29 protein-coding genes are annotated in these 21,361 nt (G+C 61.6%); all 29 read right to left on the bottom strand.

The window, feature by feature from the left end; genetic code table 11:
• Positions 1-207 (bottom strand): hypothetical protein (locus tag QVE23_RS04160; protein ID WP_287967612.1); only part of this gene is annotated, 207 nt, incomplete at its 3' end.
• Positions 208-212: 5 nt separating this feature from the next.
• Complete coding sequence (locus QVE23_RS04165; protein WP_287967614.1) at positions 213-779, bottom strand: hypothetical protein; 567 nt, start codon at positions 777-779, stop codon at positions 213-215.
• A gap of 1 nt (position 780) precedes the next feature.
• Positions 781-1,914 carry a baseplate J/gp47 family protein gene (locus QVE23_RS04170; protein WP_287967615.1) on the bottom strand — a complete coding sequence of 378 codons (1,134 nt, stop codon included), beginning with the start codon at positions 1,912-1,914 and terminating at the stop codon, positions 781-783.
• Positions 1,907-2,320, bottom strand: coding sequence for a DUF2634 domain-containing protein (locus tag QVE23_RS04175; RefSeq protein WP_287967616.1), 414 nt, complete (start codon positions 2,318-2,320; stop codon positions 1,907-1,909). The genes QVE23_RS04170 and QVE23_RS04175 overlap by 8 nt, the downstream gene beginning before the upstream one ends.
• Positions 2,317-2,688 carry a carbamoyl-phosphate synthase subunit L gene (locus QVE23_RS04180; protein ID WP_287967618.1) on the bottom strand — a complete coding sequence of 124 codons (372 nt, stop codon included), beginning with the start codon at positions 2,686-2,688 and terminating at the stop codon, positions 2,317-2,319. Before QVE23_RS04180 ends, QVE23_RS04175 begins: the two co-directional genes overlap by 4 nt.
• A gap of 13 nt (positions 2,689-2,701) precedes the next feature.
• Positions 2,702-3,457 carry a serine/arginine repetitive matrix protein 2 gene (locus QVE23_RS04185; RefSeq protein ID WP_287967620.1) on the bottom strand — a complete coding sequence of 252 codons (756 nt, stop codon included), beginning with the start codon at positions 3,455-3,457 and terminating at the stop codon, positions 2,702-2,704.
• A 3-nt stretch (positions 3,458-3,460) separates the two neighbouring features.
• Positions 3,461-4,087, bottom strand: coding sequence for a transcriptional regulator (locus QVE23_RS04190; protein ID WP_287967622.1), 627 nt, complete (start codon positions 4,085-4,087; stop codon positions 3,461-3,463).
• A gap of 18 nt (positions 4,088-4,105) precedes the next feature.
• The gene (locus tag QVE23_RS04195) at positions 4,106-6,424 is read right to left on the bottom strand and encodes a phage tail tape measure protein (protein ID WP_287967623.1); all 2,319 of its coding nucleotides are present in this window, start codon (positions 6,422-6,424) and stop codon (positions 4,106-4,108) included.
• Positions 6,425-6,512: 88 nt separating this feature from the next.
• Positions 6,513-6,677, bottom strand: a complete 165-nt coding sequence (locus tag QVE23_RS04200) for a hypothetical protein (RefSeq protein ID WP_287967624.1) — start codon at positions 6,675-6,677, stop codon at positions 6,513-6,515.
• Positions 6,678-6,724: 47 nt separating this feature from the next.
• A complete protein-coding gene (locus tag QVE23_RS04205) occupies positions 6,725-7,096 on the bottom strand; it encodes a DUF6848 family protein (protein WP_287967625.1) in 372 nt (123 codons plus the stop codon).
• A gap of 36 nt (positions 7,097-7,132) precedes the next feature.
• Complete coding sequence (locus tag QVE23_RS04210) at positions 7,133-7,564, bottom strand: hypothetical protein (protein WP_287967626.1); 432 nt, start codon at positions 7,562-7,564, stop codon at positions 7,133-7,135.
• A 21-nt stretch (positions 7,565-7,585) separates the two neighbouring features.
• Positions 7,586-9,019, bottom strand: a complete 1,434-nt coding sequence (locus tag QVE23_RS04215) for a DUF2586 domain-containing protein (RefSeq protein ID WP_326170318.1) — start codon at positions 9,017-9,019, stop codon at positions 7,586-7,588.
• Positions 9,020-9,022: 3 nt separating this feature from the next.
• Positions 9,023-9,247, bottom strand: a complete 225-nt coding sequence (locus QVE23_RS04220) for a hypothetical protein (RefSeq protein ID WP_287967627.1) — start codon at positions 9,245-9,247, stop codon at positions 9,023-9,025.
• Positions 9,237-9,758 carry an SON protein gene (locus tag QVE23_RS04225; protein WP_287967628.1) on the bottom strand — a complete coding sequence of 174 codons (522 nt, stop codon included), beginning with the start codon at positions 9,756-9,758 and terminating at the stop codon, positions 9,237-9,239. The genes QVE23_RS04220 and QVE23_RS04225 overlap by 11 nt, the downstream gene beginning before the upstream one ends.
• Before the next feature lie 3 nt (positions 9,759-9,761).
• On the bottom strand, positions 9,762-10,256 hold the full coding sequence (locus QVE23_RS04230; RefSeq protein ID WP_287967629.1) for a phage virion morphogenesis protein: 495 nt from the start codon (positions 10,254-10,256) through the stop codon (positions 9,762-9,764).
• A gap of 3 nt (positions 10,257-10,259) precedes the next feature.
• Positions 10,260-10,718 (bottom strand): gp436 family protein, encoded by a 459-nt coding sequence (locus tag QVE23_RS04235; RefSeq protein ID WP_287967630.1) that lies wholly within the window; start codon positions 10,716-10,718, stop codon positions 10,260-10,262.
• A gap of 5 nt (positions 10,719-10,723) precedes the next feature.
• On the bottom strand, positions 10,724-11,614 hold the full coding sequence (locus QVE23_RS04240) for a Mu-like prophage major head subunit gpT family protein (protein WP_287967632.1): 891 nt from the start codon (positions 11,612-11,614) through the stop codon (positions 10,724-10,726).
• Positions 11,615-11,632: 18 nt separating this feature from the next.
• Positions 11,633-12,070: a hypothetical protein gene (locus tag QVE23_RS04245; RefSeq protein ID WP_287967633.1), complete on the bottom strand. Its 438-nt coding sequence runs from the start codon at positions 12,068-12,070 to the stop codon at positions 11,633-11,635.
• Between the two features lie 4 nt (positions 12,071-12,074).
• Positions 12,075-13,115: a phage protease gene (locus QVE23_RS04250; protein ID WP_287967634.1), complete on the bottom strand. Its 1,041-nt coding sequence runs from the start codon at positions 13,113-13,115 to the stop codon at positions 12,075-12,077.
• Positions 13,116-13,251: 136 nt separating this feature from the next.
• Positions 13,252-13,998: a phage head morphogenesis protein gene (locus QVE23_RS04255; protein ID WP_287967635.1), complete on the bottom strand. Its 747-nt coding sequence runs from the start codon at positions 13,996-13,998 to the stop codon at positions 13,252-13,254.
• On the bottom strand, positions 13,985-15,559 hold the full coding sequence (locus QVE23_RS04260; RefSeq protein ID WP_287967636.1) for a DUF935 domain-containing protein: 1,575 nt from the start codon (positions 15,557-15,559) through the stop codon (positions 13,985-13,987). Before QVE23_RS04260 ends, QVE23_RS04255 begins: the two co-directional genes overlap by 14 nt.
• A complete protein-coding gene (locus QVE23_RS04265) occupies positions 15,556-16,149 on the bottom strand; it encodes a DNA-methyltransferase (RefSeq protein WP_287967637.1) in 594 nt (197 codons plus the stop codon). Before QVE23_RS04265 ends, QVE23_RS04260 begins: the two co-directional genes overlap by 4 nt.
• Before the next feature lie 81 nt (positions 16,150-16,230).
• Positions 16,231-18,006, bottom strand: coding sequence for a phage terminase large subunit (terL, locus tag QVE23_RS04270; RefSeq protein ID WP_287967638.1), 1,776 nt, complete (start codon positions 18,004-18,006; stop codon positions 16,231-16,233).
• A complete protein-coding gene (locus QVE23_RS04275) occupies positions 17,993-18,565 on the bottom strand; it encodes a DUF3486 family protein (RefSeq protein ID WP_287967639.1) in 573 nt (190 codons plus the stop codon). Before QVE23_RS04275 ends, terL begins: the two co-directional genes overlap by 14 nt.
• Positions 18,558-18,881 (bottom strand): hypothetical protein, encoded by a 324-nt coding sequence (locus QVE23_RS04280; RefSeq protein WP_021749789.1) that lies wholly within the window; start codon positions 18,879-18,881, stop codon positions 18,558-18,560. The genes QVE23_RS04275 and QVE23_RS04280 overlap by 8 nt, the downstream gene beginning before the upstream one ends.
• 3 nt (positions 18,882-18,884) lie before the next feature.
• Positions 18,885-19,199, bottom strand: a complete 315-nt coding sequence (locus QVE23_RS04285) for a hypothetical protein (RefSeq protein ID WP_287967649.1) — start codon at positions 19,197-19,199, stop codon at positions 18,885-18,887.
• Positions 19,200-19,217: 18 nt separating this feature from the next.
• Positions 19,218-19,721, bottom strand: coding sequence for a hypothetical protein (locus QVE23_RS04290; protein ID WP_287967640.1), 504 nt, complete (start codon positions 19,719-19,721; stop codon positions 19,218-19,220).
• Between the two features lie 110 nt (positions 19,722-19,831).
• Positions 19,832-20,152 (bottom strand): Mor transcription activator family protein, encoded by a 321-nt coding sequence (locus QVE23_RS04295; RefSeq protein WP_287967641.1) that lies wholly within the window; start codon positions 20,150-20,152, stop codon positions 19,832-19,834.
• A 28-nt stretch (positions 20,153-20,180) separates the two neighbouring features.
• Positions 20,181-21,361 (bottom strand): N-acetylmuramoyl-L-alanine amidase family protein (locus QVE23_RS04300; protein ID WP_502919064.1); only part of this gene is annotated, 1,181 nt, incomplete at its 5' end.

Below are 21,361 nucleotides of genomic sequence, written 5' to 3' on the forward strand. Positions count from 1 at the left end.
ACACTGTTTCGCGTCATCCGTAGTCAGGATACCGTCGATCAGCATGGAGTGCCGCTCGTTGACAAGCTCTGTGCGGTTAATCATGGAGCCGTTGCCCAGCAGGCCGTCTCCGATAGCTACACGGGTAAAATGGATGCCCTTGCCTTGGTGCCGCTTGGTCTCAATCGTCTGGCCGAAAGTCGTGAGCTTCAGTTTAGTGAATGCCATATCTCTTACTCCTGTTCAATCGTCATCTGCCTGCCCCGCTCTATGGCTGCCGCCAAGTAGAGAGGGGCTTCATACCGCTGTTCTTTGGCAAGGTGCAGGAGGGTCCGCGCTGGCTTGATCTTGTTCAACTCTTGCAGGAGGAGTGTCCGGTCATCCAGCACGATATTCCCTCCGATAAACCAAACAGTGGCCTCCGCCCAGTGATCCGGCTTTTCCCCCGGTTCAATGTTGACTTCGTCATATCCGAATGCCTGGGCCAGATAGCGGATGCCGCTGTTCAGCCCAGCCATCTCTGAGATTGCTCCCTTCATGGCAAGGCGACGGCGGTAGTTGTCCACCGTCTCCCCCTGCAGGCGGAGCATATCCCGGTCCGCACCATGGACTGGAAGCATCGCGTCCGAGCAGGTGAGCACAGATGCCTCTTCCCGGACCTGCAGCAGCGCCTCCTTGCACTGGTCAAAGGACCGGCCCATCACCTTGAAGAAGATGTAAAACTGATTTAGAGACTGACGGCCCCGCCGCAAAGGGCTGAAGAGCAGCGTGTACATATACTCTCCAAAGGTTTTGAACATGTCAAACGCCCTCCACCGTGACCGTGATCTTCCCAGCCATGATGACTTTCTCTTCTGTCAAAAAGACATCCTCCGCAGGAGTGGTCACGGTCACGTTTCTCACCGTGGAGATGTCGCTCTTGATTTTGTGGATGATGTCTGCGTGGGTCAGCTCATTGAGGGAATCGCCACGGTTGCGCAGCTTCAGCAGATCCGTGATCGACGCCTGCACACGCTCCGCAAGACCATCCTGATTAAGAGAGCTGGCGACCGTGACAGTGACCGCTACATCCTGATCGACGATCTCCGCACTCTTGACCAGGACATCCGTATCAGGCTCCCGGATCTCCTCGCAGACCTCCCGGCACTTCTCCAGAAGGTCCTCGGTGGCCGTCCCGGCTTCGGAGGTTATAATGATATCCACGGTGCCCTGTCCTCTCGGGTGCTGATCTTTAACGGTGACATAGAGGACGCCGGCGATGGCGGAGCAGACGTTGATGTAGGTGTCCCGCAACGGCACAAGAGCCAGCTCGGACCAGGAGCGGAGCGTGCGCTCTCTGGCACTCTCATCGTCCTCCGTGTCGCTGCCTTCCCGGGTGATCCAGCCGGAGCCATTGGTTATAGACACATCGCCCAGATAGGTGAGTGTCCTGGTGATCTGCCCAGCCGGAACATTATAGCGGGCGCCCTCCGCCTCGGCCTCCACCGGGATATCCACGGATGAGGCCCCTTTCTGGAGGGTGGTCTCCTGCAGGGCCACAAAGCGCAGCTCATCGCCGTTGATATCCTTAATGCTCTTGAAGATATGGCCCTTTGGAATTTTGACCGCCTCTCCGTCCGAGGCCGTTCTGGAGACCGTGACCACGCCCTGCGTCTTCTGTGCCAGCTTGCGGGTTTTGGAGTAGTCGGACATCTTCAGGTCCAGCCAGGCGCCGGATGCGTGGCTCACGAACATCTGGTTCAATACCGTCCGGCAGAGTTCCAGGAGTTCGATCTGGATGCGCAGGACGATCATGAGGAGCGTGTGGAAGACGCCGCCGGAATGGAAGTTTGTGATGGCGAAGCCGGCGTCAGACAGCTCCTGGATCCGTTGATCCTTCAGCTCCGTCAGATCCGGAACAGGGATCACCTGATCTAAAATCTTTTCATCAATCAATGACAGTCACCTCCAGATTGACCGGGTCGATGATAATGTGCAGACTGTAGGACGCCTCCGTGTCCGCGGCCTGGAAAGATCCGTAAATATGAAAAGCGTCCTTTATAAGCCCCACTTGGACCTGTACGCTGTCCGGAATGATTTCCTCCCGTTTGAGCAGGCCGCTCCTGACCCGCTGCGTGATCTCCAACCGGGTGATCTCATCATCTTCAGACTGCAGGAAGTCGTAAAGGCTCCAGCCGAAGTCCTCGTCATAAAACAGCTCGCCCTTCTGCGTCTGCGCCTCCAGGATGATGGATTGCAGGAAGCAGTCCATGCCGGAGCAGAGAGGGGCGCCGCCATCCGCTGCCTGGGTGAGCTGTCCATCCTCATCCAACCGGATGTCCGTGTCGTGCAGACCCGTCACAGGACCACCTCCCCGATGATGACCGGCGTGAGATCTCCAAAGGGGAGCGCGATGGCCGCCAGTGCCCCGGCCTGGAGCTGTATCCTGGAGCGAACGCCGGGCAGGGCCGGGAAGCTGCTGTCCTCGCTGCCGAAGCGGTCCACCACCGTCAGGGTGTACTCCTGCCAGCGGCCCACAATATGGCCCCGATAGCTGGTGCCGCCCTCATCGTTGTGGATATCCAGCTCCTCCGCCTCGTAGGTGTCCGAAAGGGTCTTCACGGCGGATACACGGGCCAGGAGGATGGCGGGCGACGTCAGATAGGGATAGTCCTGCTTGAGGATGTCCCCGACCACAGCCTTGACAAACCGCTCCAACTGCTTTCCCATGGCGGTTCCCTCCTCAAAAATAGATATGGGTCCGGATGAAGCCCTCGTAGTTGGTGAGGTGCCGGACCCGGACCACCTCCACCTCGCCCGAGATACTGGGATGACTGACCTGGATGCGGTGGGAGTGACGGACAAAGGGCGCGGACACGGTTTCGAGGTCCCAGAGGCTGCCGCGTCGGGCGAGACTCAGGATATTTCGCCCTGCCTCGAACGTGTAGGTCATAGTCTGCTCCGGCTGTTCGCCCCAGTAAAAGACGCCGCCGGAGCAGAAATAGGGGACCTGGATATTCCAGGCGGCCGCCACGGTGTCCAGGGCCTGCACACCGCTCTGCCTGCGGATGGAGAGGCGCTTCCGTGCCGGATAGACCGTGGACGTCAGCTTCAGCTCCGTCAGGCCCGCCTGTGCCAGGATGTACCGGATCACCTCCTGGGGCGTCGTATCCAGAAAGGTCTCATTGACGGTGAGTCCCTCCAACAGCAGCATAGGGTCCTTCAGGATGATCTCATCGGCATTGCTGCCGGCGTTGTATGTCGAGCCGACATAGCCGGTGAAAACCTCATCGAAGGCGCCGCCGTAGCCCAACAGGATCGTGGCCGGCTCCAAGCGGGAGATGCTGATCTCCGGCTTGAAGCGGTCTGTGAAGCGGATCTTCGCCCAATCCATGCGGGAGTCCCTGGCGGAGGAGACCTCGATCTCAATGCCCTGCTGGAAGGTGTAGCCCCCGGCCTGAGCGGTGATCCGCGGATAGAACAGTTCCAACGTCTCCATGTACTACTTCCTTTTCAGCTTTGACAGGACCTTGGCCGTATCCGCGTCATCCACGGCAGGGGACTTGCCCCGCTTCTTCTGCAGTGCCGGCGTGATCTTCCCCGGCGCCGCGCCCCGGTCGGAGCTGAGATAGCTGGAGTAACTGCTGTCCAATGTCCCAGCTGAGCCGCTGCCGGAGCTGCCGCTCTTCTTGCCGGACGAAGTGCCGGAGGATTTTACGGCCTGGATGGTCTGTGGGATGTACTCCCACAGCTCCAGGGTCACGGAGAAATAGCTCTTCTTCTGTTCGGCCTTGTGGTTGAGAGATTTGAACAGGACCTTGTCGATACCGTGGGCGGCCGCGTCCTCACACACGATAGGGATCGGCTGCGGCACACCCTGACCCTCTTTGCGGAACACCGCCCGGAGCGTCTCCAGGCGCTGATACTTGGTCTGCGTGTCGGTATCGTCCACCACCAGCTCAATATTGATTTTGGCATCCTCGTAGCCGGTGGCTTGCTTGGGCTTGGCGGAGCTGCCCTCCACCTCCTGCTCGTCGATCTGCGCCGACTCCTTGACCTCGATGCTTTTGACAAGGCCAGGGAGGACGACTCCGTTCAGCTTGATGGTATTGTCTTCCACAAAGATCATGAGAGCCGTCCCCCTTCCTTACGCCAGCGCGAAGTCGGTCTCCGGATCATCATCCGGATCCTCGCCGCTGTTGATTTTGTCTTCCAGTTCGCCCACGATCTCCAGCAGGTCCTGAAGCTGCTTGATCTTCTTGACATCCACCTGCAGCACCAGCTTCTTGACGATAAAGACTTTGCCATCCCTTCCGGCGGAGCCGCTGCCGTCTCCAGCGTCTGCTTCCTCGCCTGTACCGCCGCCCAGGCGGACCGGCTTGGGAGCATCCTGCTGGAGGCTGACCCTGGCTCCCTCCAGGCCCTTGGTGATCGCGTTGGCTGGAGCATCCTCCGCCAGGGTCACACCCTCGGCGAAGGTGGTCATGGTCTTTTTGCCGCTCAGAGTCAGGGTGCTCAGGGGGCCCTCCTTGGCATCGGAGTGGGGGAACAGGTTGCTGATCTTCCCAAAGATGCCCTTGACCGCGTTGATGGGCGCCATCGCCACGGACTTGATACCGTCGACGAAGGTGGTCACGAGCCGCCGTCCGGCTTCGCCGAACCATGCGATCTTCTCGCCGATCCAGTCCATGATAGACTGAAAGCCCTGCTTCAGCCACTCAAGTCCTGCCGTGATTTTGGAGCAGGCGGTGTCCCAGGCGTTCTGCAGGAACGCGGTTACGCTGTCCCAGTTCTGCCAGAGCAGGATGAGGGCGGCGATCAGTGCAACGATACCAACGACAACCCATGTGATGGGATTTGCCAGCAGCGCCGCTGTGAAGGACCACACAGAGGCGATCAACCCGGGCATGGCGGTTACGGCGGTCACAACCGCCTGCCTCGCCATGCTGACCAGACCGAGCGCCATGTTCTTCAGGGCCGTCACGCCGGAGATCACAGCCGTCTTTGCCATGCCGGCGATCCGCAGCGTCACGTTTTTGACCGCGGTGACGGCGGTGCTTCCCGCTGTTCGGATCCTGTTAAAACCGTTTCGGATCGCGTCGCCCGCTTCCATGCCGTACAGGGCTATGGTCTCAAACAGGTCCGGCAATCCCCGGATGACGCCGATGAAGCCTTTGACCAGTCCGGCGGTCTTGGTGAAAACGATCCCCACGCCGCCGACTACGGCGATGCAGGTGCCCGCCACAGCCAGGAAGCCGCCCAGGGTCAGGGCCGCAAGCAGGATGATCCGGACAAGGTTCTGGTGGTTCTCTACCCACTCCGCGCCCTTTTGGATGACGCCGGCAGCGCCTTCCATCAGGTCGTTGACCACAGGGAGCAGTGTGCTTCCCGCCGCTTCGGCGACGTTGTGGAGCTGCTGCTGGAGCCGTTCAAATTTCTCCGGCTCTGTCTCGTTCATGGCGGACGCCATTTCTGAGGCCACAGCTGTGCCCTGCCCCATGGCGTCGTACAAGCTCAAAACATTGTCCTGCAGCTCTCCGGTCTTACTGTACAGCAGATCAATGAGATCTACGGCCTCATCGGTGCCGAATGCCGTGGCGATCTCCTGCTTCTCGATGGCGTCGATGGTGTCGCCATACTTTCCACGCAGCAGATCCAGGATCTCCGGCAGGCTCTTGATCTGGTTGTTGGCGTCCACGAACGCCAGCCCCAGTTCTTCGCCGCCCTTCGCCGCAGACTGGATGAAGGCCGCGTATTTGGTGCCGGCTTCCGAACCGCTCATGGTGGCCTGAAGCATCCCCAGGACAGACAGCTGCTCTTCCAGCGGGACTTTTGCGTTAGTAGCCGAAGCGCCCAGACTCTCAATGGCCGCAGCCATTTCCGATCCGGTCGTTTTGAACTGCTGGACGGATTTGGAGATCCCGGCTGAGAACATCTCTCCGAACTCCAGATCCGTCAGATCGTCGTAGAAGCCCTTGTAAATGCCGTAGCCTGTGGCAAACAGGCTCGTCATCTCGCCGACTGTGGATTTGGTGGCCTTGCCTGTCAGGGCGGCCAGGGTGGTGAAATCGGCCACGCCCTCGTCTGTCAGAGAGGCGATGCCGCTCTTGATGTCGTAGGAGGCGGAAATGAAATCCGCCTTGGATGTTCCGGCCCACTGGTCGGAGAAGCTGCGGGCCGCGTCCTCCACGGCCTCCAGATCCTTGACGCCCAGGGATGCCAGTTCACCCAGGGCGCGGCGTGTCTCGAAGGTGGCCTCCACGGGAGCCAGCGCGGCCCCCGCGATGGAGGAGCCCAGCTCCGTCATGACCGCGCCGGTCTTGACCATGCCCCCGAACGCGCTTTCCAGCTTTTGCAGCCTGGATACGCCGCCGTTGACGCTGCTGCTGATCCGGCCCATGGGGCCGGTGATGTTGTCCACCATATTCATGATGAGGGACAACCTGAATACACTTTCGAGGCTCATGGGCTGCGCACACCTCCGCTCTGGCGAGCGGTATGGGGCGGCCCTGTACCCCGCTCATTTGCTTTCACGTGTCTGCCTCGCCTCCCGGTCATTCACCGCCGAATACCTCGGAGATCGCGCGGGCGATGATGTTCTTTTCCAGTTCCTGAACATAACGGGCCTTCGCTATGCAGCCCAGGAACTCGCCGATCTCCGCCTTCTCCGGGTCAAAGCCCTCTAAGAGAGGAGGAGGCAAGAAGCGGTAGATCTCCAAAAGCCCAGCTTCCACCAGACTGCTTCTTACCTCCTCGGCCCGCTCTCTTAGAGCTTTTTCAAATTTACTGCGTTGGTCAGGCCCAGGATCTCCGTGAGCTTGCCCGCGATGGTCAGGGCCACGCCGGGATATTCCTCCATCTCGGAGGTCAGGCGGTCCTTGTCCTCGTCCACCACGCAGTCCAGCAGGAAGGTCTTGCTTGCTCGGGTCATGCCGAACTGCTGCACGCCCTTCAGGTAGCGGTCATAAGAGGGGACGCTGGGCCGCTTGAAGTAGTAGCCGAACTCCAGCGCGTCGCTGTCTTCGTCCTCCCGGACAGAGCAGGAGACACGGAACACCTTTCCGTATTTGGCCTTGAGGGTGTCCTTTTCACTCTGGGGCACGGCGGCCGCCGCGTCCGTTTTCTTGATGTCTTCCATGAAAAATTCCTCCGTATTTCTCAAATAACTTGTCCCTTAAACAGGCTCCACGCCGTCCTGAACGACGCCGCCGTAGATGGCGAGATCCAGGCTCACCTTGACGCTCTTGTCTCCCTGGGTGACGCTGTTGGAGCGTTTGGAGATCTGGACCATCTTCAGCTCGTCGACCACCGTCTTCTCGCCCTCCATGGCGTAGCTGACCACGACGGAGGGAAACTGGAGCTTGAAGAAACTGACACCCTTGGCCTTGCAATAGGCCAGCAGCTTGTGATAGTCGTCGCGGAGCAGGGAAATTTTTCCGGTGCTGGAATAGTTGCCGGTGCCGAAGCCCCGGGGCTTGTTGCCCCTGCCGTAGACGGCCTCCTGATCCAATTCATCGTCATAGCTGATCTCCTGGACTTCGATGTCCAGGCCCGGGATCTTGAAGTCCACATCAGCCCAGTCGTAGACTTTACCATTGACTGTCATGCCGCATATCCTCCCTTCCGCTTAATCGCTGACATTGGTGCGCCCGACCTCGATCTCGATCTCCCGGATGTATCCCCGGGACAGATAGAGGATACGGACGCGGAGGAGCCCGGTCTCCAGGAACGACTCCGCCTGCCCCTCGGGGATCGTGACCTCCGCCCTGCTGATCTCCTTCGCGGCCACCATTCTGTCCAGAGGCGCCGTCAGGAATTTCGCCCGGGCCTGTGTCTCGCCGTCAAAGTCGGTCATGTCGATATCGTCATTGAGCAGGAGCAGAGCCTCCTTCCGGACTTCCCGGATGACTTTGTTCTTCACGCGGATATCCTCCGCATACTGGAAGTCGCTCTTCTCCGGGCTGAGGACCTTGGCATGGTAAACGAAGAAGTCCTCCAGACCCGCGTAGCTCCGGAAGGTAAGGAAGCCCGCCTCGTCCAGCATCTTGATGATGGAGTCGTCCAGGCCGGCGGGGAGCAGCTCCTCCAGTGTATCCGGCGAGATGCCGAAGCCGGCCTCGGGCCGGGTCTTGCCGATGCTCTCCGCCACGCCCGCCTTGGCGTACAGGCCGGAAACGATGCCCGCGAGGTTGACGATCTGAACGCTGCCGTCCAGCCGTACCAGACGCCCCCATGCGGTGCAGACCTGGATGTCGGTATTCTTAACCTTGCCGCGGGCATTCTCCAGGCCCAGCGCCCAGTCGGTGAGATCTCCGGTGGGGTAGGCGGCCTCCATAAGAATGAAGAGGGGCTTGTGGTACTCCGTGGCAAGCTCATTGCGGACCTCGCCCATGGCTTCCCACAGATCCAGATCGCTCCCGCCCACCACATGCAGCCACTCAAATTCTTCGGAAAAGTCCTTGATCTTGCGGGCCGCCGCCAGGGCGTCGCCCTTCGTCATGGCGGGGGCCGTGGTGCTGAAGCTCCACATATCGCCCACCTGGAAAGAACTGTCCGCCTCCTCCTGAGCTGCCGCAAAGGTGAGCGTGAGTCCAGTCCCGGGCAGCTCATATTTGCCCGCCACGGGCACGGTGATCTCGTCGCTGAAATTATTGCCGCCGTCGATGGAATAGGTGAAGGCCGCAGTGTTGAGAGTGCCCTGGGCGGTGATCCTCACCACCACCGCGAAGGCGTTATAGGGGCTGCCGGACGCCGTGAGTGTGCCGCCGCCCTTGCCCTCTTTCTCCACCTCTCCGACGGTGCCCGCTGTAGAGGCAGCCACAGGAAGGCAGTACACCCGGGCGGCGCCAAACTGGACGGAATCCATGACGGAGTCGGCCAGAGGGGAGCGCCCCAGGCGCTCCTTGATGGTATCGGCGGTCATGTCGCCGGTGATGATAATGAGCTTGTCGCTGACGATAGGGGAGGGGCCGATGCGGACGCTGATCCCGGAGCCGGACCTTCCGGAGAAGCCGAGCTGCCCATCCAGGACGGTCTCCCTGACATCTCTGAGCACTGCCATCCCTCACGCCTCCTTTCGGCCCCCGGTCATGGGCGCCTTTTGATATACCTCGACCGCAGCCAGGAAATCCGCCGCGGTCATCTGACGCCCTCTGCGCCAGCCGTTGGCGGAGCATACGCCCACAAATACGGGGCGGCTCACGCCATAGCGGGCCCGGAGCGTCTCGATATCCTCCAGAGACGCCGCGTTGGGCGCGGCGTCCTGGAGCCTGTTGTTCTTAATTGCCATTTGCAGGCTCCTTTCCATTGTTTTTCCCGATGTCCTCCAGTCGGTAGTCCCGGGCTCTGTGGAGGCCGATGTCCCTGTAGACGCCGCCCCGGAAGGTGATGTTCACCGTCACGGCGACCTCCGCCTTCAGCGGATGGTCTTCCTCGGTGGACCACTCCACGCTCTCCGCGGCCAGGGGGACGAAGTTTCCGTCCACTTCGATCCCCTGGTCCAGAGCGGCCAGGAATTTCTCCAGCATGGCCTCCACCTTGTCGTCCGTATAGTCTCCCAGCACCACCTGAAACGTCACGTTCCGGTCGAAGAGCTTTCTGCGCTTGTGCTGCGCTCCCTCTTGGTCTTGATAGATGGTTTTGGAGCCGTTTCGCGCGATCATCTCCGTACCGGGCAGGACCGCTCCCACATGGCTTTCCAGGGACCGGGAGAGGGACTTCATGGTCGTGTATGGCTTTGTTTTGAGTCCGGCCTCCTTGAGCTTTCCTACAAGGTATGCCTTCGCCTGTGTGTACAACATACGCTATTCCCCCTGCCGGCGGATGAAGTCCTCCACCGTCTCCTGCAGCTCGGTCTGGTCCTCGGCAGAAAGGCCGAGGAAGGGGCGGGCGGGGATCGTCACCTTGACCTTCTTCCGTGTGATCCAGCGGCCGTCGACTTTGAAGCGGAGGTATTTCTTGTTCTTGGCCTTGATGATCCGGTTCCTGACTCCGTACTGGTGGGTGGAGGCGTGCTTGACGTTGGTGCCCACCGCGAAGCCGGTGGCGTCGGATCTGACCTGGATGCTGTTGCGCAGCTGTCCGGAGTCCACCAGCGTCCTGCCGCCTTCGGCAAGGGCCCGCTTGGATGTGGGCCAGCGTCTGCCGTCCGGCCCCTTGCCCGTCCGGAAACGCTCCAGGGTGGACGCGCGCACGCCTTGGCCCAGGGCCGCGTTAAGGCTCTTCCGGTCCATCTCCGCGAGGCCCCGGATCTTGTTCAGGGCCGCCCGGGTGTCGCCCTCCAGCCGGATATTTACCATGAGTCACATCCCCTTCATCGTATCCCGGCTGAAGAGCCGGCGGTTAGAGTGCATAGAGAATCCTGCGGCCGCTGCTGCCTGGGGATCGCTGGCCTCGGTTCCAAGGCTGACTTTGCCCTCCGCGACCAGCGTGAGGAACTTGATGGCGGCGTTGTAGCGGGTGAGATAGTTGCCCTCCCGTCCCTCTTCGTCCAGTCCGGCGCGGGACATGAGGTTATAGAGCGCGATGTCCTTGGAAAACTTGTTGATGACCTTCGGGACCGGGGCGAGGGGGACGGCGTACCTCTTGGCGAGGTAGCCGTCGATCTCCCCGTCCGCATCCGCGATGGCTTCGTCGATGAGCGGGCCGATCCTAGCCTCCCGCTCTTCCGGGTCTTCAATGAAGTCTGTATCTGTGAGGATTTGGCTCACAGCATCCTCTTTCAGCATGGCCCGGACCTCGTCACGGGTGCAGTAACTCATGCCGGTCAATCGCCGGCGGTCCCGTCGCTGCCGTAAGCCATCTGCCAGAAGCCGAAGCCCGCGTTCCCCCGGGAGTCCGCACCGTAGATGAAGGTCTTGCTCATGAATACATTGTCGTCGGTCTCGTTGGTCTTGCTCACAAACTTGACCTTCTTGCGCTGCTGGTAGATCAGAGGCTTGATCGGGAGGGTGGTACACAGCAGGAACCAGGCGGTGTCGCTGCCGGCCAGCTGCGGCACCACCAGGGGCTTCGCGGTGCCCTTCATGGTGTTGCGGGTGCCGTTGATGAAGTCGGCCTCGGTGATGTCCAGCGCGGCTTTCTCCAGGGCGGGCGGGACCACCAGCCTGTTCGGGATCAGAGCCAGAGGCTCGCCCTTGCTGTTGGTCAGGCTCATCATGCCGGCGCGGGCGGCCACATAGGCGTCCAGGCTCAGCTTCGCGGTCCCCTTGTTGGATACCTTGCTCTCGCCGATCATGTGCTCGCTGGAGAAAAACGCCTTGCCATCAAAGCACTTTTCATTGAAGCCTTTCTTCAGAAGGCTGAAGACCAGCTTGTCCGGGTGCATGGCAGCGGACTGGCCCAGCATCTCGATGGAGGGGTTAAACAGGCCGATTTTGTCATCCTCAATGGCGTTGCGGTCGATGCCGATGGTCAGCTCGAAATCCTTGTTCTTGATGGTATAGTCCGACGCGCTGAGGTTCTGGACCTCACGGTCGCCGATCCATTCCCTCATGCCGGGGATGTCGCCGAGCCACGCATAGGTCTCCGCATCCGTGGTGGAGGGGGTGACAGTAGCCACCTCGGTATACAGGGGGGTTACAGTGGTCAATGCCCTGTTGAACAGGGTGTTGAAGCCCACATAAATGCCCCGCAGGTTCTGGGGATTTACAATCATGGTTTTTGTCCTCCTTTTTTAGGCTTCGGCGGCGATAGTCTGAATGCCGCGTCCAATCTCCACGGCGACGCCTGCGTCGTCCACCCGGATCACCAGTCCGGCCACGCTTGCGCCTTCGGCGGTGGCGGTGACGGTCTGATCGTCCGCGATGTAGCAGGGCTTCAGGACATGGACGGCAGTGAGCTTCCCGGAATCCGCGGCGTTGTCAAAGACGAACACACCGCGGGCGACCCGGATGGAGGCCGCACCGTCCGCTCCGGTGTTCGCCACGGTTTCCTCGGCCCGGCCGGCCGCGGTGAGCGTGGCCGCCTTGGAGCCGGGGACTGCATAGCCGCTGGCGTCCAGGGCCACGAGTGCGCCCTGGTAGATGGTGGTGCTCCCCTTGACAGGGAGGATGAGGTGACGCGCCCCGTTGCTGATCTCGGTGGTGTCCCTCGCTGCTGTGAGTGCTGCCATGGTCTTACGCCTCCTCTTTCATTCCGTACTTCTTGACGTCTTCTTCGTTGATGCCCAGCTGCTTGCACACGAGGCGGGTCGCCTCGTCCATGCCGCCCGCGGGCGTATCCGGGCCATCCGGGATGATCTGGTCCATGGGGACCACCTGCGGGGCCTTTGCCACGAAGTCCGCGAAGCCCTTCGGATCGCTCAGAGCATAGCTGACGGCCCATTTCTTCTGTGCCGGGGTGATCTTGCCCGCCTTCAGAGCCTGGGTGACCGCTTCGTCAGCGTCCCGCTGGGCGGCGGCCTTCTCCAGCTTCTCCACCTTCTCCCGCAGGTTCACGCCGTCGACGATCCCGCCTTTCAGCTCCATGATCTTCGCGGTAACGTCGCTGGTGGCCGCGCCGGACTTCAGGCCCAGCAGCTCGCAGACGGCCTTGTTCGCCACGGTCTCCTCGCTGCCCGGAGGCGGTTCCTTGCCGTCCTCCTTCAGCTTCTTCAGCTCCGCCAGCGCGGCGGTCAGCGCCTGGATGATCTGTTCCTCTGTAGCGTCCTCGGGCAGGCCCAGCAGCTTTGCCAGTTCTTTCAGGTCCATAGTGTTTTGTCCTCCTTCGTGATTGTTGTAAGTGCTGGAATTGACAATGGGGTCCATGTGGTCGATTGCGGGAGTGTTGGTGAGGGCCAGCGAGTGCAGGCCCGTCGCCTTGTTGTCCGCCTTGCGGACGGTGATGACCGGGGAGAGGTAGCGGTACTCCCGGTTCTTCAGGTACGCTGCCGCCCGGTCCGTCCACTCCACCTTTGCGACGATATGGCCGTCCTGGATGGAGAGGTCTTTGACCCAGCCGGCAGCCGGGGCCTGGACGCCGTCCAGCGTCTGGTGCTCGTAGTCCACCACCACATCCACGCCATGCCGGGCGATCTCCGCCTTCATGAGCCGCAGGCTCTCCTCATCCACGTCGAATTCGCCCTTCTGGCTGGTGACGTGTCCCAGGGGCAGGATCCGGATGACCTCTGGGACCCCCTGGACCTCCACCTCGCCCCCTTTCAGGGTGATGATCTCCATTTTTTGCGTGTCTCCTTTCCGGGGCAGAGCCCCAAGGCCGCCGTTAACGCCGTGCGCACGGCGTTAGACGCCGTTTTGCGGGGGGGCCCCGTGAAATGACCCTCCCCCCTCCGCCGGAGGGGCGTCAGCGGCCTTTTTACGCCTTTTCCCCAGGTCCGCTTTTTTCCCGCTCCCGGAATGCCTTCGCCAGGGGCTCGGGATACCCCTTCAGGTCCGGCCTCCACGGGGTCTTTGCCGGGTTGCCGGCAAACTGGGGGTCCGGCATGATGTTTACAAAGCGCCCGTCTTTCAGCATACTGGCGGAGGGAGCCTTGGTCTCCACGCGAAGGCCCAGCCGCTCCACCTGCCGCCGGCTCAGGCTCCGCACCGTACAGCGGCACTTGAAGCCGTTGGGCGGGAACCATGTATCCCAGACCGGGGAATCCGCCGGGAAGACCCTGCCATCCATGGCGAGGTGAGAGGGGCGCGTCCGGGAGTCGTTGACCGCGTCATACTGCCAGTATGGGCGCAGCTTCATGACCTCCGGGTCCGTCATTTGCTTGTAGTGGCCCACATTGTAGGCCGTCTGGATATTGGTGCGGAAGATGTTCTCCGCCTGATACGGGGTGACGCCCTCGTAGCCCTCCCGCTCCAGGAAGCCGTGCATGTTGGAGCGGAACTCCGCCAGGGTGTTTCCCTGCTCCAGAGCCGCCAGCAGCTCCTCGTAGAACCTGCGGAGGATCTGCAGCTTGGAGTAGCCGCTCACGGTGAAGGCCAGGACGCGGTAGTCATAGGCGATGGAGTAGAACACCTTCGCTGTTACGGGGATGCGCCGGCGGAAATACTCCACCGCTTCCTCAAAAGTCATGTCGCCGCCGTTCAGGACGGCTTCAATCTCGTTCATGCTCCAGTGACCTCCCCTCCAGGTCCGCCAGGGTCATGACCTTCTGCAGCAGGTCCTCCACCTCAGACACGTCCATGGAAGCATACAGCTCCGCCACGGCGTCCTCGTCCTCCAGGGTGTCCCGGAGCTGCTCCAGGCTCTCCGCCTGTTCCAGCAGCGCCAGCACCGGAGCGAACGCCTTGCGCCAGCTTTTGGCCCCGCGCTTGAGCGCCGCAGCCGTCACCCGGTCGATGTGTTCCTGGGTGCCCGGCCCGCCGCCTTTCAGCGCCACATAGCGCCGGGGCTGCGCCTTGAAGGGGAGCACCGGACCTGCTGCCTGCTGGGCGTAGCTGGGGGTGGCGATGGCCTCGCCGTCCTCCGGCTCCGGGATGCTGAACTTCTTGTAAAGGTAGGAGAGGGGGACCGGCAGGCCGGTCTTCTCCACCAATGTCCCCACCACGTTCGCCGTCTGCATGAGGTCTTCGTCCTCCTCGCAATCAAAGCGGATCCGGGGGATTCGCATTTCCTCGCCGAAATTGAAGAGGACCAGGGGACGGATGAGGTCCCGCCGGAGCGTGGCCGCCAGGGACTTGCAGTCCGCCACGGTCAGATCGTGCCGGACCTCGTTGTGGGTCTTGCTCTGGGCGTAGCTGCCGCCGCCCGAGTCCGAGGTCAGGGTCTGTCCCAGGATGGCCTTGCTGATCTGCTCGTCGCAGTAGCGGGCCAGCCGTTCGTACAGGTCCGTGCTGGAGGTCTTCTCCGTGGTCACAAACTCGATGGAGGCACCTTCCGGGATGATGCCCGCGGCGTCTGCACCCAGCTGGATCAGCGCCTGCATGAGCGCGCGCTTCTCCTCGTCGCTGCTGCCGGGCGCGTACTTGCCCAGCCGGAAGGGGAGGCCGTACACCTCCGCAAAGCTGATCCAGTCCTTGATGTCGTAGTTCTTGAACAGGTACATCCAGGCGCACACACGCAAGACGCCGGCCCGTGAGGGGTGGCCGCTGCGGGCCTTATACTTGTGAATGATGAACTTGTTTTTCGGGAGCAGGATGCCGGAGGGCGTCTCGTCCGTCCTGCAGCGGAAGGAGTCGTCCACGCCGTCCCAGAAGAAACGCTTCTGGTGGCGGTTTTTGATCTCCCGGACCACGACCCGGCCGCCGTCATATCCCCACAGGATCTCCGAGACGGCGATCCCTTTTCCGATGGCGTCCAGCAGGTCCGTCTCGATGTCCTCCATGCCTTCGATCCCGTTGAGCTGCTCCTCCACGAACTCCGCGATCTCCTTGTCCCGCGGCTCGTCGCCGAAGGCGGTGATCTCGAAGTCCAAGCCCGTGACCGCGTTCTTCCGGGTTTGGAGCTGGCTGAACAGGTGGGGGTCGTGCTCCTCCATCTCCTCGAACAGCTCCATCTGCCGCATGACGTCGCCCGTGTCGGCCTCCCGGAAGATCTCCGCCAGACGGACCGGGGTCAGCCCGTTGGATGGGTATTCGCTGTATTTGTCCTGGACCCGGGCAACTGTCAGCTCCCGCGTCTCCGGTCTGGGGAGCGGCGGGGCCTGCGCCCGGCGCTTGCTTCTGCTCATGTGACTGCCTCCTCAATGCGCCTCTGCGCGGTCTGGTAGTAGTCATCATCCAGTTCGATCCCGATAAACCGCCGCCCGGTTTTCTTGGCAGCGACCAGAGTGGAGCCGGACCCGGCGAAGGGATCGAGAATAAGATCGCCGGGCTTGGTGACGGCGGTAATAAGGTCCGCCAGTAGCGGGACCGGCTTCTCCGTTGGGTGGACCATCTGATTGGCATGGAGCTTCCGGTGAGTGATGAGGTCGTTGGGCCGGTGTCCTGGGAAGCTGAATTTTCCTTTCACTGCGAAAATGATGTTCTCATGGGTCGGGGCGAACTGCGCCTTGCAGTCTCCCATGCCATGCTCCACCTTGTTCCAGATGACCTCACTTTTGACCACGAAACCCGCTAGCCGGATTGCGTCGATAAAGACCTGCTGCACGTCCCAGCGGGTGAAGCAGACCAGCGTCCCCCGCCCGGAGCTACCGGCCTTCAGCACGCGGAAGGCGTCGTAAAGGAACCAGATGAAGGGCGCTGTGTCGTTCTTGATCCGCGCCCCGGTCTGGGAGACATAGTTGATCCCGTAGGGCGGATCCGTGATAATGGCATCCACACTTTCGGGCTCCATCTGGCGGAGAACTGTGAGACTGTCACCGTGGATAAGTTTGTTTTCGTACTGAATCAAAAGTCCTCCTTAATAGGCTCCCGCCTTGAAGTCCGCTTCCCGGTGGAGCACGGTGGTGTATTCCACCTCGCCGCCGCCCTGAATATCGAGGGCAAGCTGGAGGGCCATCTGCAGGCCGTCCGGCGCGTCGTCATTCCGGGCCATGGGATATTCCTTCATCTGCTGAAGGAGAGCCTTGTGCTTCTTGCTGAATTTGATATAGCCGTTTTTGACAAATGGCTGGAGGGAGCGGATGCGGGCATCCTTGTTCTGTGTGGAGTTGATCTCCACGATGGGGAGGTATTCCCCGGACTTGGCCGCTTTCTGCCGCATGACCTCCGCGAAGTAAGCCTGAAACTGCACCGTCTCCACGCCGAAGCGGTAGTAGGGGCGGTGGAACTCCCGCTTGAGCCTCCGGTTGGCTTCCAGCACGTCCTCGATGATCTGGTCCGGATGGCGCTGGGCCACGTCCGCGATGACCACATAGACGACGCCGGTGATCCGGTCTTTTGCCAGAGCGAAGATGCTGCTGGTGTCCGCCCGCTTGTTCTTGCCCAAACTGGGGTCGTTGGCCCCCACGAACAGAAAGCGCGGATCCGCGAAGTTGGGCGGGGTCTTTCCCTCATCGTCCCAGTAGTCGAACCACTCCTCCTGAAACGTGCAGGTGGATGGGTCGATGGGGTTGTTCTGGATCTCTGAGTTGAATGCCGCGGGGCCGATATTGACCCGTTTGCACATAAGGGCGTAGTAGTCGTTTTTCTGCTGCCACAGCACCGCCGTCCCCTCCAGCATGTCCGCCCGGTTGGCCTCAAAGAAGGCCCGGGCGGTCTGCTCATGTTCCGGATCGGCGAGGTTGGTGTACAGCTGTTCCCAGGCGTCCCACAAGTCTGTGTTCACGGCCCAGGAGAGCACGCCCTGGTACTTCACGCTCTTGTATTCCGCTTTGCGGCACACATTCGCCAGCAGGGAGTCAAAGTGCAGCAGCGTCCCGATGTAGACGATATCTGTGTAGGTGTCGCCGCACTCGCTCACAGCCTTGTCGTACCAGTTGAGGAGCTTTGTCCGCTGCTCCTTGGTGGCGACGTTCTCGTCGTTCTCAAGGTCATCGCAGACGATGAGGTCCGGCCTCCACTGCTTATGCCGCCGGCCGCGGATCTTTTTTCCTGAGCCGATGGCCTCGATCTTGGTCCCGTTGGCAAGCAGCGCAACAGAGGATTTCCAGACGTTGCCGATCAGCTCGCCGAAGTCCTCCCGCAGGGCCGCGTTTTCCTCCAATTCGTCCTTGATGTCTGTGAGGAAGCCTTCCGCCTGCTCTGAGGAGTCCGACAGAATGATGATGTAATGCTTGTAGCCGTACAGAGCCGCGTGCAGGTCATCCTTGAAGGTGAAGGTCGTGGATTTTGCGTGCCCGCGCGGGGCCTCGATTGCACGCCTGCACCCTTTGGCCCGGCTGATCTCTTTGGCGTGCTCCGTGGGGTTCATTCCCTTCATGACGCCCTGAAGCCAGATATCGTCCAGATCCGCGTGAAAGGCCGGAGCCGGTGTTGTGAAGTAATGGCCCAGGTAGGCCCGGCCGAAGTATTCCAGATCAAACGCCCCCAGCATCCGCCGGAGGCCCTTGGGTCCCGTCAGGGATGCCCCTGCCTCGTACTCCTTCAGGAGCTGTGCGCGTTTGTCCGGGAAATTGCCGGTCCGGACAACGTATTTGAGAAAAAGGGTCCGCTGCTGCTCCCGGTCTGCCAGCGCCGCGCGGTCGCTCTCATCATCCAGCTTGTCGATGAGACTGCCGAAATCAATCGCCGCCATCCGCCACCACCCTCTCTCTGGCCTTTGCCAGCACGTCCCGGAGCTGGGCGGCGAGGTCCGGATACTGCTTCACCTTCTCCAGAAGCTCTGTCTCCATCTGGTCGAAGGCCAGCTCCGCCTTCCGCTTCATTTCCTGCCGGACCCGCTGCTCGTATGTGGCGTTCCGGGCCAGGGAGGCGATGAGCCGCCCGGCCTTGTCCAGCGGCATCTCCTGGAAGTCGTCCTCCGCCGTGCTCACGCGCTGCATGAGGCCGTCCATAAGGACCATGCTCGCCGCCTTCGTATAATCGAGGTCGGGGTGCGCCTCCACCGCCTGGGCGATGACCTGGGTCCGCTGCAGGGTCTCCGCCACCCGCTGCGCCGCCTGGGTGCTGCGGATCGCGTAGCGCCCGATGGCGCTCTTGCTGATCTCATAGCCCTCCTCCTTCAGCCACGCGGAGAGCTCTTCGTAGGTGTTGGCCGTGTCGGTGAGCTTCAGGTCGAGCCGCCCCTTGATATCATCCGGGAGGCGGTCGATGGTGGAGTTCACCCGTGTCCGGCGCCGTTCTGTCTTAGACATCGACGCCCGGATCCTCGATGGTGCCCTCCACCAGATCCACGCCCTTTTTCGTCAGTTGGACGACGCCGTCCTTCCGGTAGACGTTATAGGCGTTGACGCGCTTGCCGCTGAATTCGATGTAACCGCCGTCCGCCAGATAGTCCAGATACTTGGAAATATCCGGCGAAAAGATCATCCCGTCCGCGACGAGCGCGTTGGTGAGCTGCCGTACCAGGAGCGCGTTCTGGTTGCCTCGCGCCAGGGCCCGGATGATGTAGCCCCGGATCGCCTTGTTTTTGGCGACCTCCTGCTCGGTGATGTCGTCCAGGATTGCCATGTATTATCCTCCCTTCTTCTCGGCCAGACTGCAGATGATTTTGTCCAGCTTCCCGTCCACGTTGTTCATGCTCCGGATGAAGTCCTCCCGCAGCACGTACACCAGGGGCAGGTCGCTCTTGAGGTCGCTGATCTGCTGGGTCAGCTCCTTGTAGTTGGCGGCGTGCCGCTTGTCCACCTCCGCCAGCTTTTGGGCGTTCCGCTCATCCGCCTTGCGGAAGTCGTTGAGCGTCTGCTTCACAAAGTAGGTCAGCGCCCCCACCACCAGCGTACACAGCAGGGAGGCCGCCGCGCCGATCAGCGCGGTGATCTGAGCCATTTCCACGACGGCCCCTCCTTACTGCGTTCCGCCCGCGGCCGGCAGCTCCACACCCTCCGCCAGCTCTCCGGAGAGGGTGATATACGGGTCCGCCTGCTTCACCTTCAGGACCGCGTCCTCGATAACGGCGGTGAGGTATTTGTCGAAGCTGCCCAGATTGTCGGTGATGACCTGCTGCGCCTGCGGGCTGATTGCCGCCTTCACCTCGTCAAAGACCTGCTTGCCCAGCGCCGCCAGCTCCTCCGGCTTCGCCTTCCCGCTTTTGACCGCGTCCCGCAGCGCCTTTGCCGTGGTCTGCTCCATCGCGCCCACCGAAACAGTCGCAAGGTTCACAACGTCGTCCAGCGCGTCCTCCAGCACCTTCCGGCCCGCCTCGTCCTTGATCTGCGCCGTCTGCTCCTTCAGCTTCGCGGCGCCCAGGCGGATGAAATACACCCCGTAAGCGCCGGCCAGCGCGATCACGGCCAGCACCACGTTCAGCAGGGCGTCGCTCGCCGCGTTGATGATGAGATCCATGTCCATGTGTCTCTGCCTCCTCTGTGCAAAAAAATAAGACTACAAGCGGAGCTTGTAGTCTTAGGATAATGGATGTTTTGTGAAATGTCCTTATGAAGCATTTCAGAGATTTATTTCTAAGAAAAGGTGTCTTCGTCCTCGTCAAAGAGATTGATCTGTCCCTCCGGATACCCGGGACCGCAGATCATGCGGACGATCCGGTCCGTCACATTGTACTTCTTCGCCAGCTCCAAATAGTTGTACCCGTTGAATTCCTCCCGGATGTGCCGGTTCCGGACGGGCCGGATCAGGGTTTCCGCCTTTGGAATGTAAGTGGTCCCGCCCCCGACGATCCGCAGCACCGTGTAAAGGTTTTCCACCCCGATCTGTTCAGCTACTTGTTTCCAGGGTCCGTCCGGGATCTCCTCCAGCTTCAGCTCCTTGATAAAAGCGTCCATGCCTCCGGCCTCCTTTCCGCCCTGTCTCTCAGCCGGCGGGACTCTCGCCGGCCGTCCGCATCCAGGCGAGCAGCTTTCCCATGATCCCGACAGCCTCGCCCACGGTCATGTCCCGGCCGAACCGCCCGGCCCAGGTCTCCGGAGAGTCCAGGATGCCCGCCTCCGCCAGCGCCTCCAGGCCGTCCTTCTGGTACTGCGGATAGCCTGCCACGAGTTTCGCCCAGGCCGGCTCAGGCGTCCCGGCAGCGGGGGGGGACGGGTCCTCAGTACGGAGGATCTGCTCCAGCAGCGCCGTGACCTTCTCGCCGTACCCCTTGCCGGGGACCGCCCAGCCCTTCCCGTTGGGGTTGTCCGCCGCGCCCAGCCATTCCACGTATGGAGCCGAGCCGCGGGACACCAGGGAGAAGCGCGGGTCTACACACGCCTTTGTCAGCGCCTCCGTGGATGCGTATGCTTTGAGGTGCTGGATCTGCGCCCGGACACCCGTGCGCGGGTCCGGGAAGCTGGCTGCCTGTCCTGTGGCGTTGCCGTTGAGCGCCCCGATGCCCGCGAAGTTGTTCATCTCCGGCGTCACGATCCCGCCGTATTTGAAATAGCCCGTCTCGTGCAGGCTCTGGGCGAAGGCCACGTCGCCACGGACGCCTTCGGCTTTGCCCTCCTCCAGGAACATCTCCGCCAGTTCCTCCAGGCTGCACGCCGTCAGCTTCGGCGCCGGGTTTTTGCTCCGGCAGAAGAGGGCCATTTGTCCGGCCGTGGCCTGGGCCTCGCCCATGATTGCGGTCCTGCCCTCCGCGCCGGACGTGACGCCGTAGTGCTCCGCCAGCAGCTCCGCCTCCGCCTCCGCCAGCTTCTCCAGGTTCCCGTCCTGGGAGAGCCACTTCGCCGCGGCGGTGTTGGTGTGGAAGCTGTGCTCGATCAGCAGGTACAGCGGCGTGCCCACCGCCCGGGCGCCCCGCAGGACGCCGTAATATTCGCCGCCGGAGCTGTTCTTCCGGGTGGCCGTCCGCCCGGCCTGGGTAGTTCCCATCAGCTCCCCAATCTTCTTGGCGATCTTCAGGGCGATGGCGTCCGCGTTGTTCAGGTTGTCGTGGGCCCGGTAGACCACCGGATAGTCCACGCTCTCCGTCCCGCAGGCGTTGGAGTGCAGGCTCATGAACACGTCGCACCCCTTGGACGCCGTGCCCCGGTCATACACGTCCATCTTTGTGT

Origin of the sequence: Oscillibacter sp. KLE 1728, assembly GCF_934833455.1 — a bacterium.
Lineage (GTDB): Bacteria > Bacillota > Clostridia > Oscillospirales > Oscillospiraceae > Oscillibacter > Oscillibacter welbionis.

Bases quoted from the DNA above. Each gene is read 5' to 3' on its own strand.
- QVE23_RS04165 (WP_287967614.1), bottom strand. From the start codon at position 779: ATGTTCAAAACCTTTGGAGAGTATATGTACACGCTGCTCTTCAGCCCT.
- QVE23_RS04180 (WP_287967618.1), bottom strand. From the start codon at position 2,688: ATGGGAAAGCAGTTGGAGCGGTTTGTCAAGGCTGTGGTCGGGGACATC.
- QVE23_RS04185 (WP_287967620.1), bottom strand. From the start codon at position 3,457: ATGGAGACGTTGGAACTGTTCTATCCGCGGATCACCGCTCAGGCCGGG.
- QVE23_RS04190 (WP_287967622.1), bottom strand. From the start codon at position 4,087: ATGATCTTTGTGGAAGACAATACCATCAAGCTGAACGGAGTCGTCCTC.
- QVE23_RS04195 (WP_287967623.1), bottom strand. From the start codon at position 6,424: ATGAGCCTCGAAAGTGTATTCAGGTTGTCCCTCATCATGAATATGGTG.
- QVE23_RS04205 (WP_287967625.1), bottom strand. From the start codon at position 7,096: ATGGAAGACATCAAGAAAACGGACGCGGCGGCCGCCGTGCCCCAGAGT.
- QVE23_RS04210 (WP_287967626.1), bottom strand. From the start codon at position 7,564: ATGACAGTCAATGGTAAAGTCTACGACTGGGCTGATGTGGACTTCAAG.
- QVE23_RS04215 (WP_326170318.1), bottom strand. From the start codon at position 9,019: ATGGCAGTGCTCAGAGATGTCAGGGAGACCGTCCTGGATGGGCAGCTC.
- QVE23_RS04220 (WP_287967627.1), bottom strand. From the start codon at position 9,247: ATGGCAATTAAGAACAACAGGCTCCAGGACGCCGCGCCCAACGCGGCG.
- QVE23_RS04225 (WP_287967628.1), bottom strand. From the start codon at position 9,758: ATGTTGTACACACAGGCGAAGGCATACCTTGTAGGAAAGCTCAAGGAG.
- QVE23_RS04230 (WP_287967629.1), bottom strand. From the start codon at position 10,256: ATGGTAAATATCCGGCTGGAGGGCGACACCCGGGCGGCCCTGAACAAG.
- QVE23_RS04235 (WP_287967630.1), bottom strand. From the start codon at position 10,718: ATGAGTTACTGCACCCGTGACGAGGTCCGGGCCATGCTGAAAGAGGAT.
- QVE23_RS04240 (WP_287967632.1), bottom strand. From the start codon at position 11,614: ATGATTGTAAATCCCCAGAACCTGCGGGGCATTTATGTGGGCTTCAAC.
- QVE23_RS04245 (WP_287967633.1), bottom strand. From the start codon at position 12,070: ATGGCAGCACTCACAGCAGCGAGGGACACCACCGAGATCAGCAACGGG.
- QVE23_RS04250 (WP_287967634.1), bottom strand. From the start codon at position 13,115: ATGGAGATCATCACCCTGAAAGGGGGCGAGGTGGAGGTCCAGGGGGTC.
- QVE23_RS04255 (WP_287967635.1), bottom strand. From the start codon at position 13,998: ATGAACGAGATTGAAGCCGTCCTGAACGGCGGCGACATGACTTTTGAG.
- QVE23_RS04260 (WP_287967636.1), bottom strand. From the start codon at position 15,559: ATGAGCAGAAGCAAGCGCCGGGCGCAGGCCCCGCCGCTCCCCAGACCG.
- terL (WP_287967638.1), bottom strand. From the start codon at position 18,006: ATGGCGGCGATTGATTTCGGCAGTCTCATCGACAAGCTGGATGATGAG.
- QVE23_RS04275 (WP_287967639.1), bottom strand. From the start codon at position 18,565: ATGTCTAAGACAGAACGGCGCCGGACACGGGTGAACTCCACCATCGAC.
- QVE23_RS04280 (WP_021749789.1), bottom strand. From the start codon at position 18,881: ATGGCAATCCTGGACGACATCACCGAGCAGGAGGTCGCCAAAAACAAG.
- QVE23_RS04285 (WP_287967649.1), bottom strand. From the start codon at position 19,199: ATGGCTCAGATCACCGCGCTGATCGGCGCGGCGGCCTCCCTGCTGTGT.
- QVE23_RS04290 (WP_287967640.1), bottom strand. From the start codon at position 19,721: ATGGACATGGATCTCATCATCAACGCGGCGAGCGACGCCCTGCTGAAC.
- QVE23_RS04295 (WP_287967641.1), bottom strand. From the start codon at position 20,152: ATGGACGCTTTTATCAAGGAGCTGAAGCTGGAGGAGATCCCGGACGGA.